We start from the raw sequence: 20,045 nt of genomic DNA, 5'->3' as shown, positions 1-20,045 counted from the left end.
GGCGGAAATGGCCGCAACGGCAACAGCGGGCGCGGCTGCGCCGAGCGTACCCCAGGCCGAGGAGCAGATGGACCCGCGGCGGCTCATCGCCTTCTTCGCGATGGTCGTCGGCATGTTCATGGCGATCCTCGACATTCAGATCGTCTCAGCCTCGCTCGCCGAAATTCAGGCAGGCCTCTCTGCCGGGTCGGACGAGATCGGCTGGGTTCAGACCTCCTATCTGATCGCCGAGGTCATTATGATCCCGCTGTCGGGGACGCTTGCCCGCGTCGTCTCGACGCGGGTGCTTTTCTCCGTCGCCGCCGCCGGCTTCACCGCCGCGAGTGCGCTTGCCGCCACCGCCACCAATATCGAGCAGATGATCGTCTATCGGGCGATTCAGGGCTTCATCGGCGGCGGCATGATCCCGTCGGTCTTCGCCGCCGCCTTCACGATCTTCCCGCCGTCGAAGCGCAACATCGTCTCGCCGATCATCGGTCTCATCGCGACGCTTGCGCCGACCATCGGCCCGACCGTCGGCGGTTATCTCAGTCACGCTTTCTCCTGGCACTGGCTCTTCCTCGTCAATGTCATTCCCGGCATTATCGTCGCGACGCTCGCCTGGACCTTCATCGACTTCGACAAGCCGGAACTCGGGCTGATCAAGAAGTTCGACTGGTTGGGGCTCGTCTCCATGGCGATCTTCCTCGGTTCGCTCGAGTATGTGCTGGAGGAGGGCAACGCCAACGACTGGTTCAGCGACGAGCACATCGTCATGGGCGCGGTCGCCACGGCACTTGGCGCCGTCGTCTTCTTCTACCGGGCGTTCAAGGTCGAGTTTCCGGTGGTGGATCTCAGAGCCTTCGCCAATCGCAACTTCACTTTCGGTTCGCTGTTCTCCTTCGTCATGGGCATCGGCCTCTACGGCCTCACCTATCTTTATCCGCTCTATCTCGGGCGCATCCGCGGCTACGATTCGCTGATGATCGGCGAGACCATGTTCGTCTCGGGCCTCGCCATGTTCTTGACGGCGCCGGTCGCAGGCTTCCTCGCGGGCCGGGTCGATCCGCGGGTGATGATGACCGTTGGCTTTGCCGGCTTCGCGGCGGGCACCTGGACGATGAGCCAACTGACGGCCGATTGGGATTTCTGGGAACTGCTCGTGCCGCAGATCCTGCGCGGCTGCTCGCTGATGCTCTGCATGGTGCCGATCAACAATATCGCGCTCGGCACGCTGCCCCCGGCGCGCATCCGCAATGCCTCCGGTCTCTACAACCTGACGCGCAATCTCGGCGGCGCCGTCGGTCTCGCGATCATCAACACGATCCTGACGCAGCGCCAGGATTTCCACTACGCCCGGCTTGCCGAGCATGTCCAATGGGGCAATCCGGAGGCGGTGGAACGGCTCAACAATATGGCCTCGAATTTCACCGCCCACGGCCTCGACGGAACCACGGCCGCCGTCAAGCAACTGGCGGCGATGGTCCAGCAGCAGGCGGTGATCATGTCCTTCATCGACGTTTTCCTGCTGCTGACGGCGCTGTTCCTATCGATGATCGCCGGCATCATAATGATCAAGAAGCCAGAGGGCGCCGGTCCTGGGGGTGGCGGGCACTAAAGAGTTGGTTCCCAGGGCTTCTCAGCCCCACATCCGCCTGCTGCGAGAGGGCTAGGGTGAGGGGCCGGCTCTACGCTGCACTATCGAGCGGCATGCTTTACGCGCTCCCAGCCTTGCTGCAAAATCCTGCGTCGTCCGAGCTGACGGAGGCGCGTGGAGGGACCGCGCGGGCGCCGCATGAATGATTATTCTCTCTTTCGCCCATCGCGGCGCATGTTTCTTGCCGGCGCCGGCGGGGTTGGCCTTTCGCTGATGGTGTTCAGCAAACGTGCGAAGGCGGCCGCTCCTCCAGTCGATGCCACCTTCCTTTTCTCCTGTGACATCCATGCCTGTCTCGTTTCGACGGAGGGGCTCGCGCCGAATTGCGAAGAGGAAGGCAAGACCGATGCGAACCTCTTGCGCCACGTCGCGGCGCTGAACGCGATTTCCGCGCTTGATTGGCCGGAGACGATCGAAGGCAAGCCGAGCGGTCTTGCGGGGGCCGGTACCAAGATCGGGCGTCCGCTCGGCCTGGTGCTCGGCGGCGACATCACCGACGATGGCGGCGGTCAGGTTCGCGAGCCGCGCGAAGGGCGGCAGTTGCAGCAGTTCCAGAGCCGGTACGAGCAGGCGCCAGGCCCGCATCATATCCACATTCCCGTCTATGTCGGGCTTGGAAACCATGACCTCGACCAGGACGGTCCGCCGCCGAATGCCGACTGGTATCGGCGGGAATTGCGCGACTACGTCGAACTGACCCATCGCCAGACCGTATTCTACAAGCCGCCGGTGCCGGTCGCGAATTACGATCCGCTATCGGACAGCTATTCCTGGGACTGGGGCGGCCTTCATCTCGTGCAGCTGCAACGTTTCGGCGGTGACGAAAACAAGGGCGCCGTGAGCGGCCTGCCGTGGCTCAAGCGCGATCTTTCCTCCTTCGCCGCCGACGGCCGGCCCGTCGTACTTTTCCAGCATTATGGCTGGGACCCGTTTTCGATCGAGGTCTGGGACCCGGCGGCAAAGACCTTCGACGATCAAGGGACGGGCGAGCCGCATTGGTGGAGCGCCGGCGAACGCCAGGCCCTCCTCGATCACCTGAAAGGATACAATGTCGTCGGCCTCTTTCATGGACACGAGCACGACCGGGTCATGACGTATAGGGTCGGCGACGTCGACATCTTCAAGCCCAAGGCTGCTTTCCTCGGCGGCTTCGCCATCGTCCGCGTGACCGGCAGCTTCACGGACGTGGCCTTCGGCGAGGCGCAGGACGAGCACGGCCGCGTCGTCTTCACGCAGGCCTTCAGCAAGCGTTTCGACTGAGACATTTCACCCTTTGCGGCCCGCTTCGAGGTTTTTGATTTACGTACATCAAAAATTCCTCTAAGGGGTTTGCCGGGAGGAAGAAATGCGACCGACAGTTCATGATATCGCCGCCGAGGCGGGCGTCAGTCTCGCGACCGTCGACCGGGTCCTGAACAATCGCCCAGGGGTCAGAACCGTCACGCGCCACAAGGTCGAACGGGCGATCGCCACGCTCGGCTATGTGCGCGATGTCGCCGCCGCCAATCTTGCCAAGGGCCGGAGCTACCCGCTGGTCTTCATCCTGCCCGCCGGCGAAAACTCGTTCATGCGCGGCCTCGAAGCCGAGGTGAGGGCGGCGATGGCGCGCTCTGTGGCCGAGCGGACGGATATCACCATCCTTTCCGTTCCGGCCTTCGACGCGCCGGCGCTCGCCGCCGCGCTCATGGAAGCGCGCGAACGCCGGCCTGCGGGCGTGGCCGTGGTCGCCGTCGAGGCACCCGAGGTGACGGAGGCGGTGAAGCGGCTCCGCGAAGACCGCATTGCCGTCGTCACGTTGGTTTCTGATTTGCCGGGTTCGGGCCGCGACCATTTCGCCGGCGTCGACAATATTGCTGCCGGGCGCACCGCCGGCAGCCTGATGGGCCGCTTTATCGGCGGCCGCGAGGGCGCGGTGACGGTGGTCGCGGGTTCCATGCTGGTGCGCGACCATCGCGATCGGCTGGAAGGATTCCGGGCGGTGATGACCGAGGACTTTGCCGGGCGCCGCATCCTGCCGGTGATCGAGGGCCAGGATAATCCGACACTCGTTGAGAAACTCGTAGGCGCACTTCTTGAACAGCAGCCCGACCTTGCCGGCATCTACAGCCTCGGCGCCGGCAATCGCGGCCTTGTCGCCGCACTCGAAAAGGCCGGCAGGGAAAAGACGATCTGCGCGATCGCGCATGAGCTGACGCCGCACAGCCGAGCGGCGCTCGTTTCCGGCACGATCGACGCGCTACTCAATCAGAATGCGGGCCACGAGGTCAGAAGCGCAATCCGGGTTCTGAAAGCCAAGGCGGACGGGCTGCCGGTTATCGCGGCGCAGGAGCGTATCCGCATCGACATTTTTCTGAAGGACAACCTGCCCCTCGAGCAGGCATAGGAGGACCCATGTATCTCGGACTGGATCTCGGCACGTCCGGCGTCAAGGCCATGCTGATCGATGAAGATCAGAAGATTATCGGCTCGGCTTCCGCCGCGCTCGATGTCTCCCGGCCCCATCCCGGCTGGTCGGAGCAGGACCCGGCGGACTGGATTCGCGCCGCCGAGGAGGCGATCAATGGCCTCAAGGAGACGCACGCGCAAGCGCTTGCCGCCGTTCGTGGGATCGGCCTCTCCGGTCAGATGCACGGCGCGACGTTGCTCGACGAGAAGGACGCGGTGCTTCGGCCCTGCATCCTCTGGAACGATACCCGCAGCTTTCGTGAGGCGGCGGCGCTCGACAGCGATCCGCAGTTCCGGGCGCTGACCGGCAATATCGTCTTTCCCGGCTTCACCGCGCCGAAGCTCGCCTGGGTGCGCGAGAACGAGCCGGAAGTTTTCGCGAAGGTGCACTGGGTGCTCTTGCCGAAGGACTATCTGCGCCTGTGGCTCACCGGCGAGCACATGTCGGAAATGTCGGATTCGGCCGGCACGTCCTGGCTCGACACGGGCAAACGCAAGTGGTCGGAAAATCTGCTGGCGGCGACCCATCTTGACGAGCGGCAGATGCCGACCCTCGTCGAAGGGACCGACGGTGCCGGCACATTGCGCCCGGAACTCGCCGCACGCTGGGGCATGGGTTCCGGCGTCGTCGTTGCCGGCGGCGCCGGCGACAACGCGGCCTCCGCCTGCGGCATGGGCACAGTGGCCGAGGGCCAAGCCTTCGTATCGCTCGGCACATCCGGCGTGCTCTTTGCCGCCAATGCAAGTTATCTTCCCAATCCGGAGAGCGCGGTTCACGCCTTCTGCCATGCGCTGCCCAATACCTGGCACCAGATGGGCGTGATCCTCTCGGCGACGGATGCGCTGAACTGGCATTCGGGTATCACTGGCCGGAGCGCCGCCGATCTCACCAATGAGCTCGGCGACAGCCTCAAGGCGCCGGATTCGGTGACGTTTCTTCCCTATCTCTCCGGCGAGCGCACGCCGCACAACGACGCGGCGATCCGCGGCGTCTTTGCCGGTCTCGGCCATGAAAGCTCGCGCGCTGTCCTGACGCAGGCGGTGCTCGAGGGTGTTTCCTTTGCGATCCGCGACAGTCTTGAAGCCTTGCGCGCTGCCGGAACGAGGCTCACGCGCGTGACGGCCATCGGCGGCGGTTCACGCTCGCGCTATTGGCTGAAATCGATCGCGACCGCGCTGAACCTGCCGGTCGACCTGCCGGCGGACGGCGATTTCGGCGCCGCCTTCGGCGCGGCCCGGCTCGGTTTGATCGCCACCACCGGGGCTGATCCCGTCGCCGTCTGCACCGCGCCCGAGACGGCCGAGACAATCGTTCCGGAGGCATCGCTCGTGCCGGCCTATGAGGATGCCTATCGGCGTTATCGCCGGCTTTATCCAGCCATCAAGGAAGCGACGATGTAACCAGCCCGTCCAGCCGGTCCGCGCCGGTCGCCGCGAGCGAGAGAATGAAAACGATTACTTTTCCACCTAAACGGCCGGCCCGTGGCGAACGGTACCGGCACCACAATCCATGAGAGGAGACTGTCGTGAGCACGGGATTTTTCGGCGATATCGCCAAGATCAAATATGAGGGGCCGGAAAGCACGAATCCGCTTGCCTTCCGCCACTACAATCCGGACGAGGTTGTCCTCGGCAAGCGGATGGAGGATCATCTGCGCTTCGCAGTTGCCTATTGGCACACCTTCGTCTGGCCGGGCGGCGATCCCTTCGGCGGACAGACCTTCGAGCGTCCCTGGTTCAAGGATTCGATGGAAGCGGCCAAGCTTAAGGCCGACGTCGCCTTCGAGTTCTTCCAGCTTCTCGGCACGCCGTTCTACTGCTTCCATGACGCCGACGTTCGCCCAGAGGGCCGGAACTTCGCCGAGAATACCAGCAATCTCAATGAGATCGTCGATTACTTCGCCAAGAAGCAGGCCGAGACGGGCGTCAAGCTGCTCTGGGGCACGGCAAACCTCTTCTCGAACCGCCGCTACATGGGCGGTGCGGCGACCAATCCCGATCCGGACGTCTTCGCCTTTGCCGCCGCGACAGTGAAGACCTGTATCGACGCGACGCAGCGGCTCGGCGGCGAGAACTACGTGCTCTGGGGCGGGCGCGAAGGTTATGAAACCCTGCTCAACACGGACCTCAAGCGCGAGCTCGACCAGCTCGGCCGCTTCGTCAACTTGGTCGTGGAATACAAGCACAAGATCGGCTTCAAGGGCACGATCCTGATCGAGCCGAAGCCGCAGGAGCCGACCAAGCACCAATACGACTTCGACGTCGCGACCGTCTATGGGTTCCTCAAGAAGTACGGTCTCGAGAACGAGGTGAAGGTGAATATCGAGCAGGGCCACGCGATCCTTGCCGGCCACTCCTTCGAGCACGAGCTGGCGCTTGCCAATGCGCTCGGCATCTTCGGCTCGATCGACATGAACCGCAACGACTACCAGTCCGGCTGGGATACCGACCAGTTCCCGAACAATGTTCCCGAAATGGCGCTTGCCTATTATCACGTGCTTGCAGGCGGTGGCTTCAAGACCGGTGGCACCAACTTCGACGCAAAGCTGCGTCGCCAGTCGATCGATCCGGAAGATCTGCTGATCGGCCATATCGGCGGCATGGATTGCTGCGCACGCGGCCTCAAGGCGGCGGCGAAGATGATCGAGGACAAGGCGCTCTCCGCACCGCTCGAAAAGCGCTATGGGGGCTGGAACGTGCCGGAGGCGAAGAAGATGCTCGAGGGCGGCTTCTCGCTTGACGAGATCGAGGCCTGGGTACGCAAGGCCGATCTCAATCCGCAGCCGAAATCCGGCAAGCAGGAACTGCTGGAGAACATCGTAAACCGCTACGTCTGATGGCGGCATCGGCCGGAAACGGACGGTCGGCCTCGAATGATGCGACGCCCTTCCGCCGTTTCCGGAACTTATGCGCGGCGCCTGTTTCGGCGCCTGCGGATACAATAAATCCTCTTCGCAGTGGGGCAGAAGCGGATTGCCCCTTGCGGAGAATCTGCTAGCTTCTCGCTCCTGCAACGTTGCAGGTATATGAGTTATCACAAAGTTTGCGGAGCGAGGCGGTTAAGGATCATCAGTCGACCGGCATGCCGGTTTCTTAGGGCAGCGATTCACCAGGGAGGAAATTTGCATGAAGACGATCAAAGGACCGGGGCTCTTTCTTGCGCAATTCGCCGGCGATGCGGCGCCGTTTAACTCCTGGGACTCCATCACCAAATGGGCGGCGGATTGCGGCTACAAGGGTGTGCAGGTCCCAAGCTGGGACGGCCGGCTCTTCGACCTCAAGAAGGCCGCCGAATCGAAGACCTATTGCGAGGAGATCGCCGGCAAGGCACGTGAGAACGGCGTGGAGATAACCGAGCTCTCGACCCACCTGCAGGGGCAGCTCGTTGCCGTACATCCGGCCTATGACGAGGCTTTCGACGGCTTCGCCGCACCGGAAGTGCGCGGCAATCCGAAGGCGAGGCAGCAATGGGCAGTGGAACAGGTGAAGTTGGCGCTGACGGCGTCGAAGAACCTCGGGCTCAATGCGATGGCGAGCTTCTCCGGCGCGCTCGCATGGCCCTTCGTCTATCCTTGGCCGCAGCGTCCGGCGGGGCTGGTAGAAACCGCTTTCGACGAACTCGCTCATCGATGGAAGCCGATCCTCGACCACGCGGAGGATTGCGGCGTTGATGTCTGCTACGAGATCCATCCGGGCGAGGACCTGCACGACGGCATCACCTACGAGATGTTCCTCGAGCGCACCGGCAATCATGCGCGCGCCTGCATGCTTTACGATCCGTCGCACTACGTTCTGCAGTGCCTCGACTATCTCGAGAATATCGACATCTACAAGGACCGGATCCGGATGTTCCACGTCAAGGACGCGGAGTTCAACCCGACCGGACGGCAGGGCGTCTATAGCGGCTATCAGAGTTGGGTGAACCGCGCCGGGCGGTTCCGCTCGCTCGGCGACGGACAGGTCGATTTCGGGGCGGTGTTCTCGAAGATGGCGGCGAATGATTTTTCCGGCTGGGCGGTGGTCGAGTGGGAATGCTGCCTGAAGCATCCGGAAGACGGCGCGCGCGAGGGGGCCGAGTTCGTCAAGGCCCATATTATCCACGTCACCGAGAAGGCCTTCGACGATTTCGCCGACAGCGGCACCGACGAGGCGGCGAACCGGCGGATGCTGGGGATCTAAGAAGGCAAGACCCCTCCCCAACCCCTCCCCACAAGGGGGAGGGGCTTACTGCACCGCGACGTCGAGTGCCAACTCGGCGCGAAGGGTCGCCTGACGGGTGCTTCGCCTTGCTTAGTCGCAAGGGGTTATCTGTCGAGCGGGCGGGGCGGCGCCGCGATTCCTCTCCCCCCTTGTGGGGGAGATGCCCGGCAGGGCAGAGGGGGTCTTATCCCCACCAACAGACAAGCTCAGGAGAGGAAAACACGATGGCAATAGAGGGAAGCAGCACGGAAACGCGTCAGAAGCGCATCCGTCTCGGCATGGTGGGCGGCGGCTCGGGTGCCTTCATCGGGGCGGTGCACCGGATCGCGGCACGGCTCGACGACCACTATGAGCTCGTCGCCGGCGCTTTGTCGTCGACGGCAGAGAAGGCGCAGGCGTCGGGCCGCGAGCTCGGGCTCGATCCGGCGCGCGTCTATTCGGATTTCAAGGAGATGGCGATCCGCGAAGCTAAGCTCAAGAACGGCATCGAGGCGGTGGCGATCGTGACGCCCAACCATGTGCACTACGCCGCCGCCAAGGAATTCCTGAAGCGCGGCATCCATGTCATCTGCGACAAGCCGCTGACCTCGACGCTTGCCGATGCGAACAAGCTCAAGAAGGCCGCCGAGGAAAGCGACGCGCTCTTCGTGCTGACGCACAACTATACGGGCTATCCGATGGTGCGGCAGGCGCGTGAGATGATCGCCAGCGGCGACATCGGCGCGGTCCGCCTCGTTCAGATGGAATATCCGCAGGACTGGCTGACCGAGAATATCGAACAGTCCGGCCAGAAGCAGGCGTCGTGGCGGACGGACCCAGCCCGCTCCGGCGCGGGCGGCTCGACCGGCGACATCGGGACGCACGCTTACAATCTCGGCTGCTTCGTCTCCGGCCTCGAACTGGACGAGCTCTCCGCCGACCTCGACAGCTTCGTCAGCGGCCGCCAGCTCGACGACAATGCCCATGTGATGCTGCGCTTCAAGGAGAAGGACGGCGCACGCGCCAAGGGCATGCTCTGGTGCAGCCAGGTGGCGCCCGGCAACGAGAATGGCCTGATGCTGCGCGTCTATGGCACCAAAGGCGGCCTCGAATGGACGCAGAAGGATCCGAACTATCTCTGGTACACGCCCTTCGGTGAGCCGAAGCGCCTGCTGACGCGCGCCGGCGCCGGGGCCTCGCCAGCGGCGGCTCGCGTTTCGCGCATTCCCTCCGGCCACCCCGAAGGTTACCTTGAAGGCTTCGCGAACATCTACTCGGAGGCTGCGCGGGCGATCTACGCCAAGCGCAACGGCGAGAAAGTTGACCCTGCTGTCACATATCCGACGATCGACGATGGCATGAAGGGCATGATCTTTGTCGATGCATGCGTGCGCTCCTCCAAGCGCAACGGCGCCTGGATCAAGGTCTAAGCCAGGCCCGAAAGGCTTGAAAGGGCGAGGTGAGCCTCGCCCTTTTTCATTGGGGTTGACATTTGCCGTCGCGGCTTTAGGCCACGCTCACGAGAAGAGAGCAGGACGCGGAAGGGCGCCTTTGCCCGGTGCCCCGCTCTCCCATTGCGATCCAATGCAGCCGAGCCCCTCCGGCACCGGCTGCGCAGACGACGAGGGCTGAATGATGATCGAAGCCAAGAAACTGGCAGAGCGCTTTCCCGGCGATTTTGTTTTCGGCGTTGCCACCGCATCCTTCCAGATCGAGGGCGCCAGCAAGGCGGATGGGCGCAAGCCGTCGATCTGGGACGCCTTCTCCAACATGCCGGGCCGTGTTTACGAGCGCCACAACGGCGACATCGCCTGCGACCACTACAACCGGCTGGAACAGGATCTCGATCTCATTAAGAATCTCGGCGTCGAGGCCTACCGCTTCTCGATCGCCTGGCCGCGCATCATCCCGGAAGGCACGGGCCCCATCAACGAGAAGGGGCTCGATTTCTACGACCGCCTCGTTGATGGCTTGAAGGCCCGCGGCATCAAGGCCTTCGCGACGCTTTACCACTGGGATCTGCCGCTGGCGCTTATGGGCGATGGCGGCTGGACGGCGCGCACGACCGCCTATGCCTTTCAGCGCTATGCGAAGACGGTCATCGCCCGCCTGGGCGACCGGCTCGATGCGGTCGCAACCTTCAACGAGCCCTGGTGCTCGGTCTGGCTCGGCCATCTCTACGGAGTTCATGCGCCGGGTGAGCGCAACATGGATGCGGCGCTCGCCGCGCTCCACTTCACCAATCTCGCCCATGGCCTCGGCGTCGAGGCGATCCGCTCGGAGCGGGCGGACCTGCCGACAGGCATCGTCATCAATGCCCATTCGGTCTATCCCGGCAGCAATGGTGCCAAGGACAAGGCCGCCGCCGAGCGCGCCTTCGATTTTCACAACGGCGTCTTCTTCGGCCCGATCTTCAAGGGCGAGTATCCGGAAGGCTTCCTTTCGGCGCTCGGGTCCCGCATGCCACTCATCGAGGACGGCGATATGGCGACGATCGCCCAGCCGCTCGACTGGTGGGGCCTCAACTATTACACGCCGATGCGGGTCTCGCACGATCCGGCCGCGGGTGCCGAGTATCCGGCAACGATCAACGCCAAGCCCGTCAGCGACGTGAAGACGGATATCGGCTGGGAAGTCTATGCGCCTGCCCTCGGCACATTGGTCGAGACGCTCAACGCCCGCTACAAGCTGCCCGATTGCTACATCACCGAGAACGGCGCCTGCTACAACATGGGCGTCGAGAAAGGCGCCATCGACGACCAGCCGCGGCTCGACTACATCTCCGACCATCTCTCGGTGACCGCGGACCTCATCGCCAAGGGCTATCCGATGCGCGGCTATTTCGCCTGGAGCCTGATGGACAATTTCGAATGGGCGGAAGGCTACAGGATGCGCTTCGGCATCGTGCACGTCGACTATGAAACGCAGGTCCGCACCATCAAGAAGAGCGGCCACTGGTACAAGGAACTGGCGGAGCAATTCCCCAAGGGCAATCACAAGCCGGCCTGAAGCAGACGCTTCTCCGGACGCGACCATTCTGCATAAAAAGAGTAGACTTTTTTGCTGAACACCGCGGCTTCGAAAAAACGTACCTGTGAAACGGGACTCTCGACGGCGATAAGAAGCACATGTTGCGCGGCATGGCTGCGATGCCGCAGAGCGTTGAACCGACGGGTCGTCCGATGATAGAGAGTTGCTCTCCGTTCCGAATGCGTTGTCGAATGTCGGCCTGACCAGACACGCTTTCCCTCCCGGCCTATTCGTCCGGGACCAGAGTTTCGAACATCCGAGAGCATCATGTATCCTCCTATCGCTGAGATCCCTCTTTCGGGGGCGACCGGACAATGACCATTCCTCTTTCCGACATTTCCCCCGAAGATGCGTCCGTCGTCTTCGATGCCGTTTCCAAACGCTTCCAGGCGTCCGATGGAAATGCGGCCTTCACCGCGCTCGACAATGTCAGCCTGACCGTCGCGCGCGGCTCGATCACCGGCATCATCGGCCGTTCGGGCGCCGGTAAGTCGACGCTGATCCGGTTGGTCAACGGTCTCGAAAAGCCCTCGAGCGGCAAGGTGCTCGTGGACGGCGTCGATGTCGGCGCTCTCGACGAGGCGGGCTTGCGCGATTTGCGCCGCTCGGTGGGCATGATCTTCCAGCACTTCAATCTGCTTTCCTCGCGCACCGTGTTCGGCAATGTCGCGCTGCCGCTGGAGATCGCCGGCATGGATCGGCGGGCGATCGAGCAGCGCGTGCGGCCGCTCCTCGATCTCGTCGGCCTCGCCGACAAGCATGGTCGCTATCCGGCCGAGCTTTCCGGCGGCCAGAAACAGCGTATCGGCGTTGCCCGGGCGCTTGCCACGGAGCCCAAGCTCCTGCTCTCCGACGAGGCGACCTCGGCGCTCGATCCGGAAACGACGCAGTCGATCCTCGAGCTTCTGAAGCGGATCAATGCGGAGCTGGGCCTCACCGTTCTGCTCATCACCCATGAGATGGAGGTCGTGAAAGCCGTCACCTCCGATGTGGCGGTGATCGACAAGGGCGAGATCGTCGAGCGCGGCCGGACCTTCGATGTCTTCACCCATCCCAAACACGAGACGACGCGAGCGCTTCTCTCCGGCCTTCCGGGCTCGAGGCTGCCGGAAGCGGTCGCCAGGGGCCTGAAGTCCGCGGCGGCTGCCGGCGACCGTGTCGTCGTGCGTCTTACCTTCTTCGGCGCGGCGGCTGAGCGGCCCCTAATCTCGCAGCTCATCCAAACGATCGGCGCCGAGGTCAACATCATCGCCGGCACCATCGACGAAATCGGCGGCAAGCCCTATGGCTCGCTCGTCGTCGCCTATGGCGCCGACGCCGAAACCGCCGGGAAGGCCGAGCGCTTCTTCGCCGAGAACGGACTGGTCACGGAGGTGCTCGGCTATGTCGCCTGATCTTCTCATGCTTATCGGCAAGGCCACGCTCGACACGCTGCGCATGGTGGCGATCGCCGGTCTCATCGGTTCGCTGATCGGCCTTCCGATCGGCATCTTCCTCGCGACCAGCGGCAGGGGCGAGCTGTTTCCGGCGCCCAACGTCAACCGGATCGTTGGCCTGTTGGTCAACGCCACGCGTTCGACGCCTTTCATCATTCTCGTCGTCGCGATCATTCCCTTCACGCGCCTCGTCACCGGCACCTCGATCGGCACCAAGGCGGCGATCGTGCCCCTGACGATTGCGACTATTCCCTTCTTCGCGCGTCTCGTCGAGGCGGCGATCCGCGATATCGACAAGGGGCTGATCGAGGCGGCACGCGCCATGGGCGCCACCCCGATGCAGATCGTCTTCAAGGTGCTGCTTGCCGAGGCCCGGCCGGCGCTGACCTTGGCACTCACCATGACTCTCGTCAGCTTGATCGGCTATTCGGCGATGGTCGGCGCCGTCGGCGGCGGCGGCCTTGGCGACCTCGGCATCCGATACGGTTATCAGCGCTTCAGGCCGGACGTGATGCTCATCGTGGTCGTGGTGCTCGTCGTGCTGGTACAACTCGTGCAGAGCGCCGGCGACCGGCTGGCACGCCGCTTCGATAAGCGCAGCCGCAAGACCTGATCCTTCCAAGACACCAACAGCGACAAGGAGATATCCATGAAGAAGCTCATTCTAGCGGCGGCATTCGCCGCCCTTGGTGCCGGTACGGCGCTTGCAGAGACGATCAAGGTCGGCGTAACCCCGGGTGAACATGCGCAGATCATGGAGAAGGTGAAGGAAGTCGCCGCTCCCAAGGGCCTCGACATCGAGATCCTCGAATTCTCCGATTATGTTGTTCCGAACCAGGCACTCGCCGATGGCGAGCTCAATGCCAATTCCTTCCAGCATCAGCCCTATCTCGACAACCAGATCGCCGACCGGGGCTACGAGATCGTCAGCGTTGGCCTGACCATCACCACGCCGATGGGCGTCTATTCGAACAAGGTGAAGAGCCTCGATGAGCTCAAGGATGGCGCGACGATCGCCATTCCGAACGACCCCACCAATGGCGGTCGCGCGCTCCTGGTTCTCGCGTCGAAGGGCCTCATCAAGGTCAATCCGGATGCCGGATTGAAGGCCACCCCGGCCGACGTCACGGAAAATCCGAAGAACATCCAGTTCGCCGAGCTCGATGCGGCCCAGCTTCCGCGCTCGTTGGCCGACGTCGACGCGGCCGTGATCAACACCAACTACGCGCTCGAGGCTGACCTTCATCCAAAGGAAGACGCCATCGCTATCGAAGGCGAGAAGTCTCCCTACGCCAACGTCATTGCGGTGCGCGCCGCGGACAAGGACGCGCCTTGGGTGAAGACGCTCGTCGAATCCTATCACGACGAAACGGTCAAGACGTTTATTAACGAAACTTTCAAGGGTGCGCTCATCCCGAGCTGGTAAGCCTACCTGTGAGCGAGGACATGGACCGCGCGCCGCAGCCTCGGTGCGCGGTTTTTCTTTGACGGCGAGAGCCGCTTCGCTATCCTCCGGGCAGTTCGAGGAGGAGCTGACATGAGCGGCATGAAGGGTGGATGCCTGTGCGGCGCAGTGCGTTATGAGGTGAAACGGCCACCGCTTTATTCCGGCTTCTGCCATTGCCGGGATTGCCAGCGGGCCACGGGTACCGGTCATTGCTGTTACATGATGTTCTCGCGCGCCGACGTCGACGTCACCGGTGAGCTCTGCGCTTACGAGAAGCTCGCCGAAAACGGTAAGGCCTCTATCAGGTATTTCTGCCCCACCTGCGGCAGCCAGATCTTCGGCTCCGGCCCGCCCGGCGACGACCGCTGGACCGTCTATGCCGGCACGCTTGACGACACCTCGACGTTCGAGCCGACCAATGCGGTCTTTACCCGCAGTCGCCCGCACTGGGACCGACCGGCCCATTGCGTGGACGAGTACGAGGCGTTGCCGGGCTGATCGGCGCGGGAGGTATCCAGCCGCCTTAGCTTCCGAGATGCCGTTCGCCGCGCTTCTTTGCCAGCGTGATCTGCCGCTGCCGTTCGCGGTAGCGCTCGCGGTCCTCTTCCGTGCGCGTGTCGTGGCAGTGCACGCAGGAGACGCCTTCCTCGTGCAGGGGCGACAGGAGGTCTTCCTGCGTCAGCGGCTGCCGGCATGCGTGGCAGAGAGTATGGTCGCCTTCCTTGAGCCCGTGGGTTACCGACACGCGCTCGTCGAAGACGAAGCAGGCGCCGTCCCAGAGGCTCTCTTCCGGCGGGACCTGCTCCAGATATTTGAGGATGCCGCCTTTCAAGTGATAGACCTCCTCGAAGCCCTGCTCCTTCATGAAGGCGGTCGCCTTCTCGCAGCGGATACCGCCGGTGCAGTACATGGCAATCTTCGGCCTGTTGTTGAGGCCCGTATTGTTGCGCACCCAGTCGGGGAATTCGCGGAAGGTCTTGGTCTTCGGGTCGACCGCGCCGCGAAAGAGGCCAATTGCCGTCTCGTAGTCATTGCGTGTGTCGATCACCAGCGTGTCCGGATCCGAGATCAGCGCGTTCCAGTCCTTCGGCTCCACATAGGTGCCGACCACCTTGTTGGGGTCGATGTTCTCGACGCCCATGGTGACGATCTCCTTCTTCAGCCGCACCTTCATGCGCAGGAAGGGCATGGTGGAGGCCCGGCTCTCCTTGTGTTCGAGGCCGGCGAATTCCGGCTGTGCGCGCAGGAAGGCAAGGACCGCCGCAATGCCTTCATCCTTGCCCGCGATCGTACCGTTGATGCCCTCATGGGCGAGAAGCAGCGTTCCCTTCACGCCGTTCGCGTCGCAGGCAGCCTGCAGCGGCTCACGGAAATCGGCGAAACGCGGGAAGGAAACGAAATGATAGAGCGCAGCCACCAGAAATTGGCCTCGCGTCTCTTGGCCTGGTTTGGAGCGCGGTGTCGTCAGCATGTCGGTCATGCGGCACGCAAATACAGCTTTCGGGCCTCGTGCGCAATTGCGACGAATCGCGCTGGCGACCGCCCCTCCGGGGCTCTACCTTCCGGCCTCGAGCCAGAGCAGCGCGACTGTGCGGCTCTCGCTCTCCGGATCGTCAAGGAGCACCGCCTCTGCCCGTTGCAGGACTTCCCTCCGCAGTTCCTCCTGACGGGCGATGACGGCGGAGAGGAGATGCGCCTGGTTCTGGCTGTCGCCGGCGATCTCCGGTTGCTCGTTGACGAGCGACGTCATCGTCGAAAGGTCGTTCAAATGGCCGAGCACATCGATGAGTTCCTTCGCGTCCTCCCTCTTTGCCTGCATCGCCGAAGGCCACGCCGAGCGCAGCAAGGCCAATTGCATTCGATAGTCCTGGACACGCTTGCGCAGTTCATGAAAGGCCGTGCTATCGGTGCTTGTTTCGCAGGCGCATCTGGCGCGTGCGGCCCGCCTCAATGTTTTTCGCCAACCCTTCTCCAGCCGGGCCGCGGACTTGCGCCGTCCGTCGTCGAAGGAAACGTGAGCGAGGGCCGCAAGTGCCTGTTCGCAATTGACGATGGTCACGTCGATCTTGCCGTTGAGGTCGGTTTCGCTTGTCGCAATCTGGTCACGGCGCGCCGTCAGGATCGAGCAGACCTTGTCTAGCGCGACCTGCTGCTCTTCGCTTGCTGCGTGCAGGCGCAGATAATTGGCGTTCTCGACAAGAGCGGCTGCGTCGCGGACGGTCGACAGATTCCGCGCCATGTCGCGGATGCGGGCGTTTTCCTGCGGCTGGAAATCCGGTGCATCGGCGGCGACGAGCCGATAGAGCGAGCGCAGGCGTTTGAAGCTCTTGCGAGCGTCGTGGATCGCCTCGTGCACGCCCGCCGGCTTTTCCCGCAGCACAGCCACCGCACGCTCGATCTGTTCCGCTCCGACGGCGCGGAAGTCCTCGGTGAAAGGCCGACCCGGATCGAGCGCATAGGTCATGATTGCGCTTCCAGGAGACCCTCTGTGGCAAGCGCCTGGTTGGAATAACGGCGGTCGCCGGTGATCTCGCGCCCGAGCCAGAGCGGCAAGGCGGGCAAGTCCGTTTCCCGCTTCATCTCGACTTCAGCGACGACCAGCCCTTCGAGCGCGCCCTCGTAGACGTCGACCTCCCAGGTGAAGCCCTTGTACGGCACGCGGTACCGCCGCTTCTCGATGACGACCCCAACCGCCTGCGTCAGCAGCTCTCGGGCGTCGTCCATCGGCAGGTCATATTCGTATTCGTGACGCACGAGCGCCGATTTGCCGATCTTGATGGTGAGGCGGGCCCGTTTGTTGCCATGGATGCGGACGCGCACCGAGCGGTCCTCCATGGTTACGATATAGGCCTGCCGGAGCCTGGTGCCGCCGTCGGCATGCTCGCGCCAGCCGCTGGAAGCGACCAGGAATTTGCGCTCAATCTCCTTCGCCATGGATGTCCTGCCATCTCAAGAGGTCGACGGCCATCAAAGTACCGTATTGCGGCTGAGGCTCAAGCCATCTCGTTGCCGCAGATGACATTTATCGTCTCCTTCCAATTGGCGCCGGCGCGGCACGGCAGCTTTCGGTCTCGACAATGACGGACGGGGAGGCTATGCGAAGTGCGGCATTCAATCGTTTTAAAAGGACAGCGGGCATGAGCGTGAAGACCGACAAGCTTCTTTCCATCCTCAAGCTGCAACCGGTGGTGCCGGTGCTGGTGATCGACGATGCGGCAACCGCAGTTCCGCTCGCGCGGGCGCTCGTCGCCGGCGGATTGAAGGCGATCGAGATCACGCTTAGGACACCGGCGGCGCTTGAGGCGATCCGCGCCGTTGCGGCCGAAGTCGAGGGTGCGGTTGCCGGTGCGGGAACCATCCTCAACGCCGCCCAGTTCGAAGAGGCGGTAAAAGCCGGATCCGAGTTCATCGTGAGCCCCGGCACCACGCAGGAATTGATCGACGTCGCCAATGACCACCAGATACCGCTGCTTCCCGGTGCGGCGACGGCCAGCGAAGTAATGGGTCTGCGTGAGGAGGGCTACAACGTCATGAAATTCTTCCCGGCCGAGCAGGCCGGCGGCGCAGGCTATCTGAAGGCGCTCTCTTCGCCGCTTGCCGGTACCCTGTTCTGCCCCACCGGCGGCATCTCGCTTGCCAACGCGCGTGACTATCTTTCGCTGCCGAACGTCGTCTGCGTCGGCGGTTCCTGGGTGGCTCCGAAGGATCTGGTCGCCAAGGGCGATTGGGCCGGCATCACCAGGCTTGCGGCCGAGGCCTTCGCGCTGAAAGGCTGATGCGCCAGCAAAATGCGAGCAGGTGAGGGCCGGCTTGCCCGGCCCTTTTCGTTCCAGGCGCGAGTTTGTATTTCCGCCGCAACGTTCCTATGTCTCAATCCGCCAACAAAAGAGCGGCATGGGGAGCGACAGTCGCGTGCATGTCAATCGCGCGTGGAACCGAAAGGAGCAAGACCGATGTTCGATGCGAAGAAATTGCTGGACCAGTTCCTGGGTTCGCAGGTACCCGGCGCCGGCGGCACCGTCCGCGGCCGGGCGGATCAGGTGACGAAGCTCGCCAAGGACAATCCGCTCGCCACGGGCGCGATTACGGCTGTCCTCCTCGGTACCAAGTCGGGGCGCAAGCTTGCCGGCAATGCGGCCGTCCTCGGCGGCCTCGCCGCGATCGCCGGTCTCGGATATCAGGCCTACAAGAACTATCAGGCCGGACAGGCGCCGGCGGCGGAGCCCGCTTCAAAGCCGCTCGCCGAATTGCCGCCGCCGCCGGCCAATTCCGGTTTCACAGCACCCCATGCCTTGAGCGAGGACTTCGCACTGGTGCTCGTTCGGGCGATGATCGCTGCCGCGCGGGCGGATGGCCACATCGACGAGGCCGAGCGCCGCCACATCATGGACAAGCTGTCCGTCTCCGGCCTTTCGGCGGATGCGGCGGCTTTCCTGGAAGCCGAGCTTTCCAACCCGATCGATCTCGACGCCATCGTCGCCGCCGCCAAGACCGAGGAGGAGCGGGTGGAACTCTACACGGCATCGCGTCTTGCGATCGAGCCGGAGAGCCGGGCGGAGCGCGGCTATCTCGATCTGCTCGCCGGAAGATTGGGGCTTGCCGATGCGCTGGTCGACCATATTGAGGCTACGGTTTCGGCGGCAAAGGTTCCCGCCTGATCTACAGCGCCGTGCGTCTTTTCAGACGCACAAAGGACGCTGTAGCACTTTGAATGGCTGCATGTTTATGTCCTTAAATCGGGTACGATTTAAGGACATATGCAGTAGGGACGGCGCGATCGGAAATCAGAGGGAGGCGGGGATACCGCGCCTCCCTCTTCGCTGCTTCATGGGTTCATCACCAGTTTGAATTTGTAACGGTTCGGCCTCTGTCCTATTGCGAAGGCAATTACAGCGCCGCGCTTCATGTCAGACGCGCAAGGGTTGCTGCAGCAGAAAGGCAGGAGTGGTCCATGCGTGATCTCAGCGATTGGAAAGGATGCCCGGCGCCGAAACCGGTGACCATCGAAGGGCGCTATGTGCGGATCGAGCCCTATGACCGGGTCATGCATCTGCAGGCGCTCTGGAACGACGCCTTCGGCGGCATGGCCATCAACCCGCTCTTGAAATATTTCTCCCAGGACGATTTTTCCGACGTCGAGGATTTCGACGCCTGGCTTTCCGAGGTCCAGCAAAAATCCGGGTGGATCACCGAGGTCTTTCGCGACAAGGCGACCGGCAGGGTCGTCGGCATGGCGAACTACATGCGCGCGGATCCGGCGAACGGCGTCATCGAGGTCGGCGGTGTGGCGCACGGGGCGGCCATGGCGCGCTCGCCGCTTTCGACGGAAGCGCATTTTCTGATGGCAAGGCACGTCTTCGAAGACCTCGGCTACCGGCGCTACGAGTGGAAGTGTCACAGCGAAAACCAGCCGAGCCGGACCACAGCTGTGCGCCTCGGCTTTACCTTCGAGGGCATTTTTCGCCAGCATATGGTTTCAAAACACGCCAATCGTGATACGGCCTGGTTTTCGATAATCGATAGCGAATGGCCGCTCATCAAGGCGGCGTTCGAGCGCTGGCTCTCGCCCGACAATTTCGACGGCGAGGGACGGCAGAAGCGGCGCCTCGACGAGATTCGAGGCGAGCTTGCGGCAAAGGAGCGAACGTGACCGCACCCGAGAAAAAGGAAAAATCCGCGGCAGTCGCTGCTGCTGTCATCCTGCTGGTGGTCGGGATCGGCTTTTTTGCGCTGCCGTCGATCATGCTGGTGCTAGGCGACATCTCCCCCTGGCTTGCCGCCGGCTTCGGCGCACTCTTCGTGCTTGCCTTCTTCCTGATCTTCTGGCTGCGCGCCCGCCATCAGCGCCGGAAAGGGCTGTAGCTGACTGCGT

The 20,045-nt window shown here is 63.2% G+C and carries 19 protein-coding genes; 16 read left to right on the top strand and 3 right to left on the bottom strand.

Annotation, left to right across the window (positions count from 1 at the left end):
* The first annotated feature begins 7 nt into the window (after nt 1–7).
* From M728_RS13925 to M728_RS13870, 12 genes are all read left to right on the top strand, one after another.
* Nucleotides 8–1,597, top strand: a complete 1,590-nt coding sequence (locus M728_RS13925; RefSeq protein ID WP_026620690.1) for a DHA2 family efflux MFS transporter permease subunit — start codon at nt 8–10, stop codon at nt 1,595–1,597.
* A gap of 213 nt (nt 1,598–1,810) precedes the next feature.
* A complete protein-coding gene (locus M728_RS13920; RefSeq protein ID WP_026620691.1) occupies nt 1,811–2,896 on the top strand; it encodes a metallophosphoesterase in 1,086 nt (361 codons plus the stop codon).
* An 85-nt stretch (nt 2,897–2,981) separates the two neighbouring features.
* Entirely contained in the window at nt 2,982–4,019 is a 1,038-nt protein-coding gene (locus M728_RS13915) for a LacI family DNA-binding transcriptional regulator (RefSeq protein ID WP_026620692.1), read from the top strand.
* An 8-nt stretch (nt 4,020–4,027) separates the two neighbouring features.
* Complete coding sequence (gene xylB / locus M728_RS13910) at nt 4,028–5,482, top strand: xylulokinase (RefSeq protein WP_026620693.1); 1,455 nt, start codon at nt 4,028–4,030, stop codon at nt 5,480–5,482.
* A 125-nt stretch (nt 5,483–5,607) separates the two neighbouring features.
* Complete coding sequence (gene xylA / locus M728_RS13905) at nt 5,608–6,918, top strand: xylose isomerase (protein WP_026620694.1); 1,311 nt, start codon at nt 5,608–5,610, stop codon at nt 6,916–6,918.
* 289 nt (nt 6,919–7,207) lie between these two features.
* Nucleotides 7,208–8,260 (top strand): sugar phosphate isomerase/epimerase, encoded by a 1,053-nt coding sequence (locus tag M728_RS13900; RefSeq protein ID WP_026620695.1) that lies wholly within the window; start codon nt 7,208–7,210, stop codon nt 8,258–8,260.
* A gap of 245 nt (nt 8,261–8,505) precedes the next feature.
* Entirely contained in the window at nt 8,506–9,690 is a 1,185-nt protein-coding gene (locus M728_RS13895; protein ID WP_026620696.1) for a Gfo/Idh/MocA family protein, read from the top strand.
* A gap of 202 nt (nt 9,691–9,892) precedes the next feature.
* Complete coding sequence (locus M728_RS13890) at nt 9,893–11,269, top strand: GH1 family beta-glucosidase (RefSeq protein WP_026620697.1); 1,377 nt, start codon at nt 9,893–9,895, stop codon at nt 11,267–11,269.
* A 335-nt stretch (nt 11,270–11,604) separates the two neighbouring features.
* Complete coding sequence (locus M728_RS13885) at nt 11,605–12,684, top strand: methionine ABC transporter ATP-binding protein (RefSeq protein WP_026620698.1); 1,080 nt, start codon at nt 11,605–11,607, stop codon at nt 12,682–12,684.
* On the top strand, nt 12,674–13,339 hold the full coding sequence (locus M728_RS13880) for a methionine ABC transporter permease (protein WP_026620699.1): 666 nt from the start codon (nt 12,674–12,676) through the stop codon (nt 13,337–13,339). Before M728_RS13885 ends, M728_RS13880 begins: the two co-directional genes overlap by 11 nt.
* Before the next feature lie 36 nt (nt 13,340–13,375).
* Nucleotides 13,376–14,152, top strand: a complete 777-nt coding sequence (locus M728_RS13875; protein WP_026620700.1) for a MetQ/NlpA family ABC transporter substrate-binding protein — start codon at nt 13,376–13,378, stop codon at nt 14,150–14,152.
* Nucleotides 14,153–14,263: 111 nt separating this feature from the next.
* Nucleotides 14,264–14,671, top strand: a complete 408-nt coding sequence (locus tag M728_RS13870; protein WP_034883592.1) for a GFA family protein — start codon at nt 14,264–14,266, stop codon at nt 14,669–14,671.
* A gap of 25 nt (nt 14,672–14,696) precedes the next feature.
* Here the strand turns inward: M728_RS13870 and M728_RS13865 are convergent, their stop codons facing one another.
* From M728_RS13865 to M728_RS13855, 3 genes are all read right to left on the bottom strand, one after another.
* Complete coding sequence (locus tag M728_RS13865) at nt 14,697–15,653, bottom strand: rhodanese-related sulfurtransferase (RefSeq protein WP_026620702.1); 957 nt, start codon at nt 15,651–15,653, stop codon at nt 14,697–14,699.
* A 75-nt stretch (nt 15,654–15,728) separates the two neighbouring features.
* Nucleotides 15,729–16,637 (bottom strand): CHAD domain-containing protein, encoded by a 909-nt coding sequence (locus tag M728_RS13860; protein WP_026620703.1) that lies wholly within the window; start codon nt 16,635–16,637, stop codon nt 15,729–15,731.
* Nucleotides 16,634–17,107, bottom strand: coding sequence for a CYTH domain-containing protein (locus tag M728_RS13855; RefSeq protein WP_026620704.1), 474 nt, complete (start codon nt 17,105–17,107; stop codon nt 16,634–16,636). The genes M728_RS13860 and M728_RS13855 overlap by 4 nt, the downstream gene beginning before the upstream one ends.
* A gap of 203 nt (nt 17,108–17,310) precedes the next feature.
* Here M728_RS13855 and M728_RS13850 point away from each other — a divergent pair, with 203 nt between their 5' ends.
* The 4 genes from M728_RS13850 (at nt 17,311) to M728_RS13835 (ending at nt 20,035) form a co-directional block, all read left to right on the top strand.
* The gene (locus M728_RS13850) at nt 17,311–17,949 is read left to right on the top strand and encodes a 2-dehydro-3-deoxy-phosphogluconate aldolase (protein ID WP_026620705.1); all 639 of its coding nucleotides are present in this window, start codon (nt 17,311–17,313) and stop codon (nt 17,947–17,949) included.
* 177 nt (nt 17,950–18,126) lie between these two features.
* On the top strand, nt 18,127–18,831 hold the full coding sequence (locus M728_RS13845) for a tellurite resistance TerB family protein (protein ID WP_026620706.1): 705 nt from the start codon (nt 18,127–18,129) through the stop codon (nt 18,829–18,831).
* Nucleotides 18,832–19,124: 293 nt separating this feature from the next.
* Entirely contained in the window at nt 19,125–19,823 is a 699-nt protein-coding gene (locus tag M728_RS13840; RefSeq protein WP_026620707.1) for a GNAT family N-acetyltransferase, read from the top strand.
* Nucleotides 19,820–20,035 carry a hypothetical protein gene (locus M728_RS13835; protein ID WP_026620708.1) on the top strand — a complete coding sequence of 72 codons (216 nt, stop codon included), beginning with the start codon at nt 19,820–19,822 and terminating at the stop codon, nt 20,033–20,035. Before M728_RS13840 ends, M728_RS13835 begins: the two co-directional genes overlap by 4 nt.
* Nucleotides 20,036–20,045: the final 10 nt, after the last annotated feature.

This window comes from Ensifer sp. WSM1721, assembly GCF_000513895.2.
Taxonomy (GTDB): domain Bacteria; phylum Pseudomonadota; class Alphaproteobacteria; order Rhizobiales; family Rhizobiaceae; genus Sinorhizobium.
Note: the sequence above shows the minus strand (reverse complement) of the source record. Positions and strands in the feature narration are given on the sequence as shown.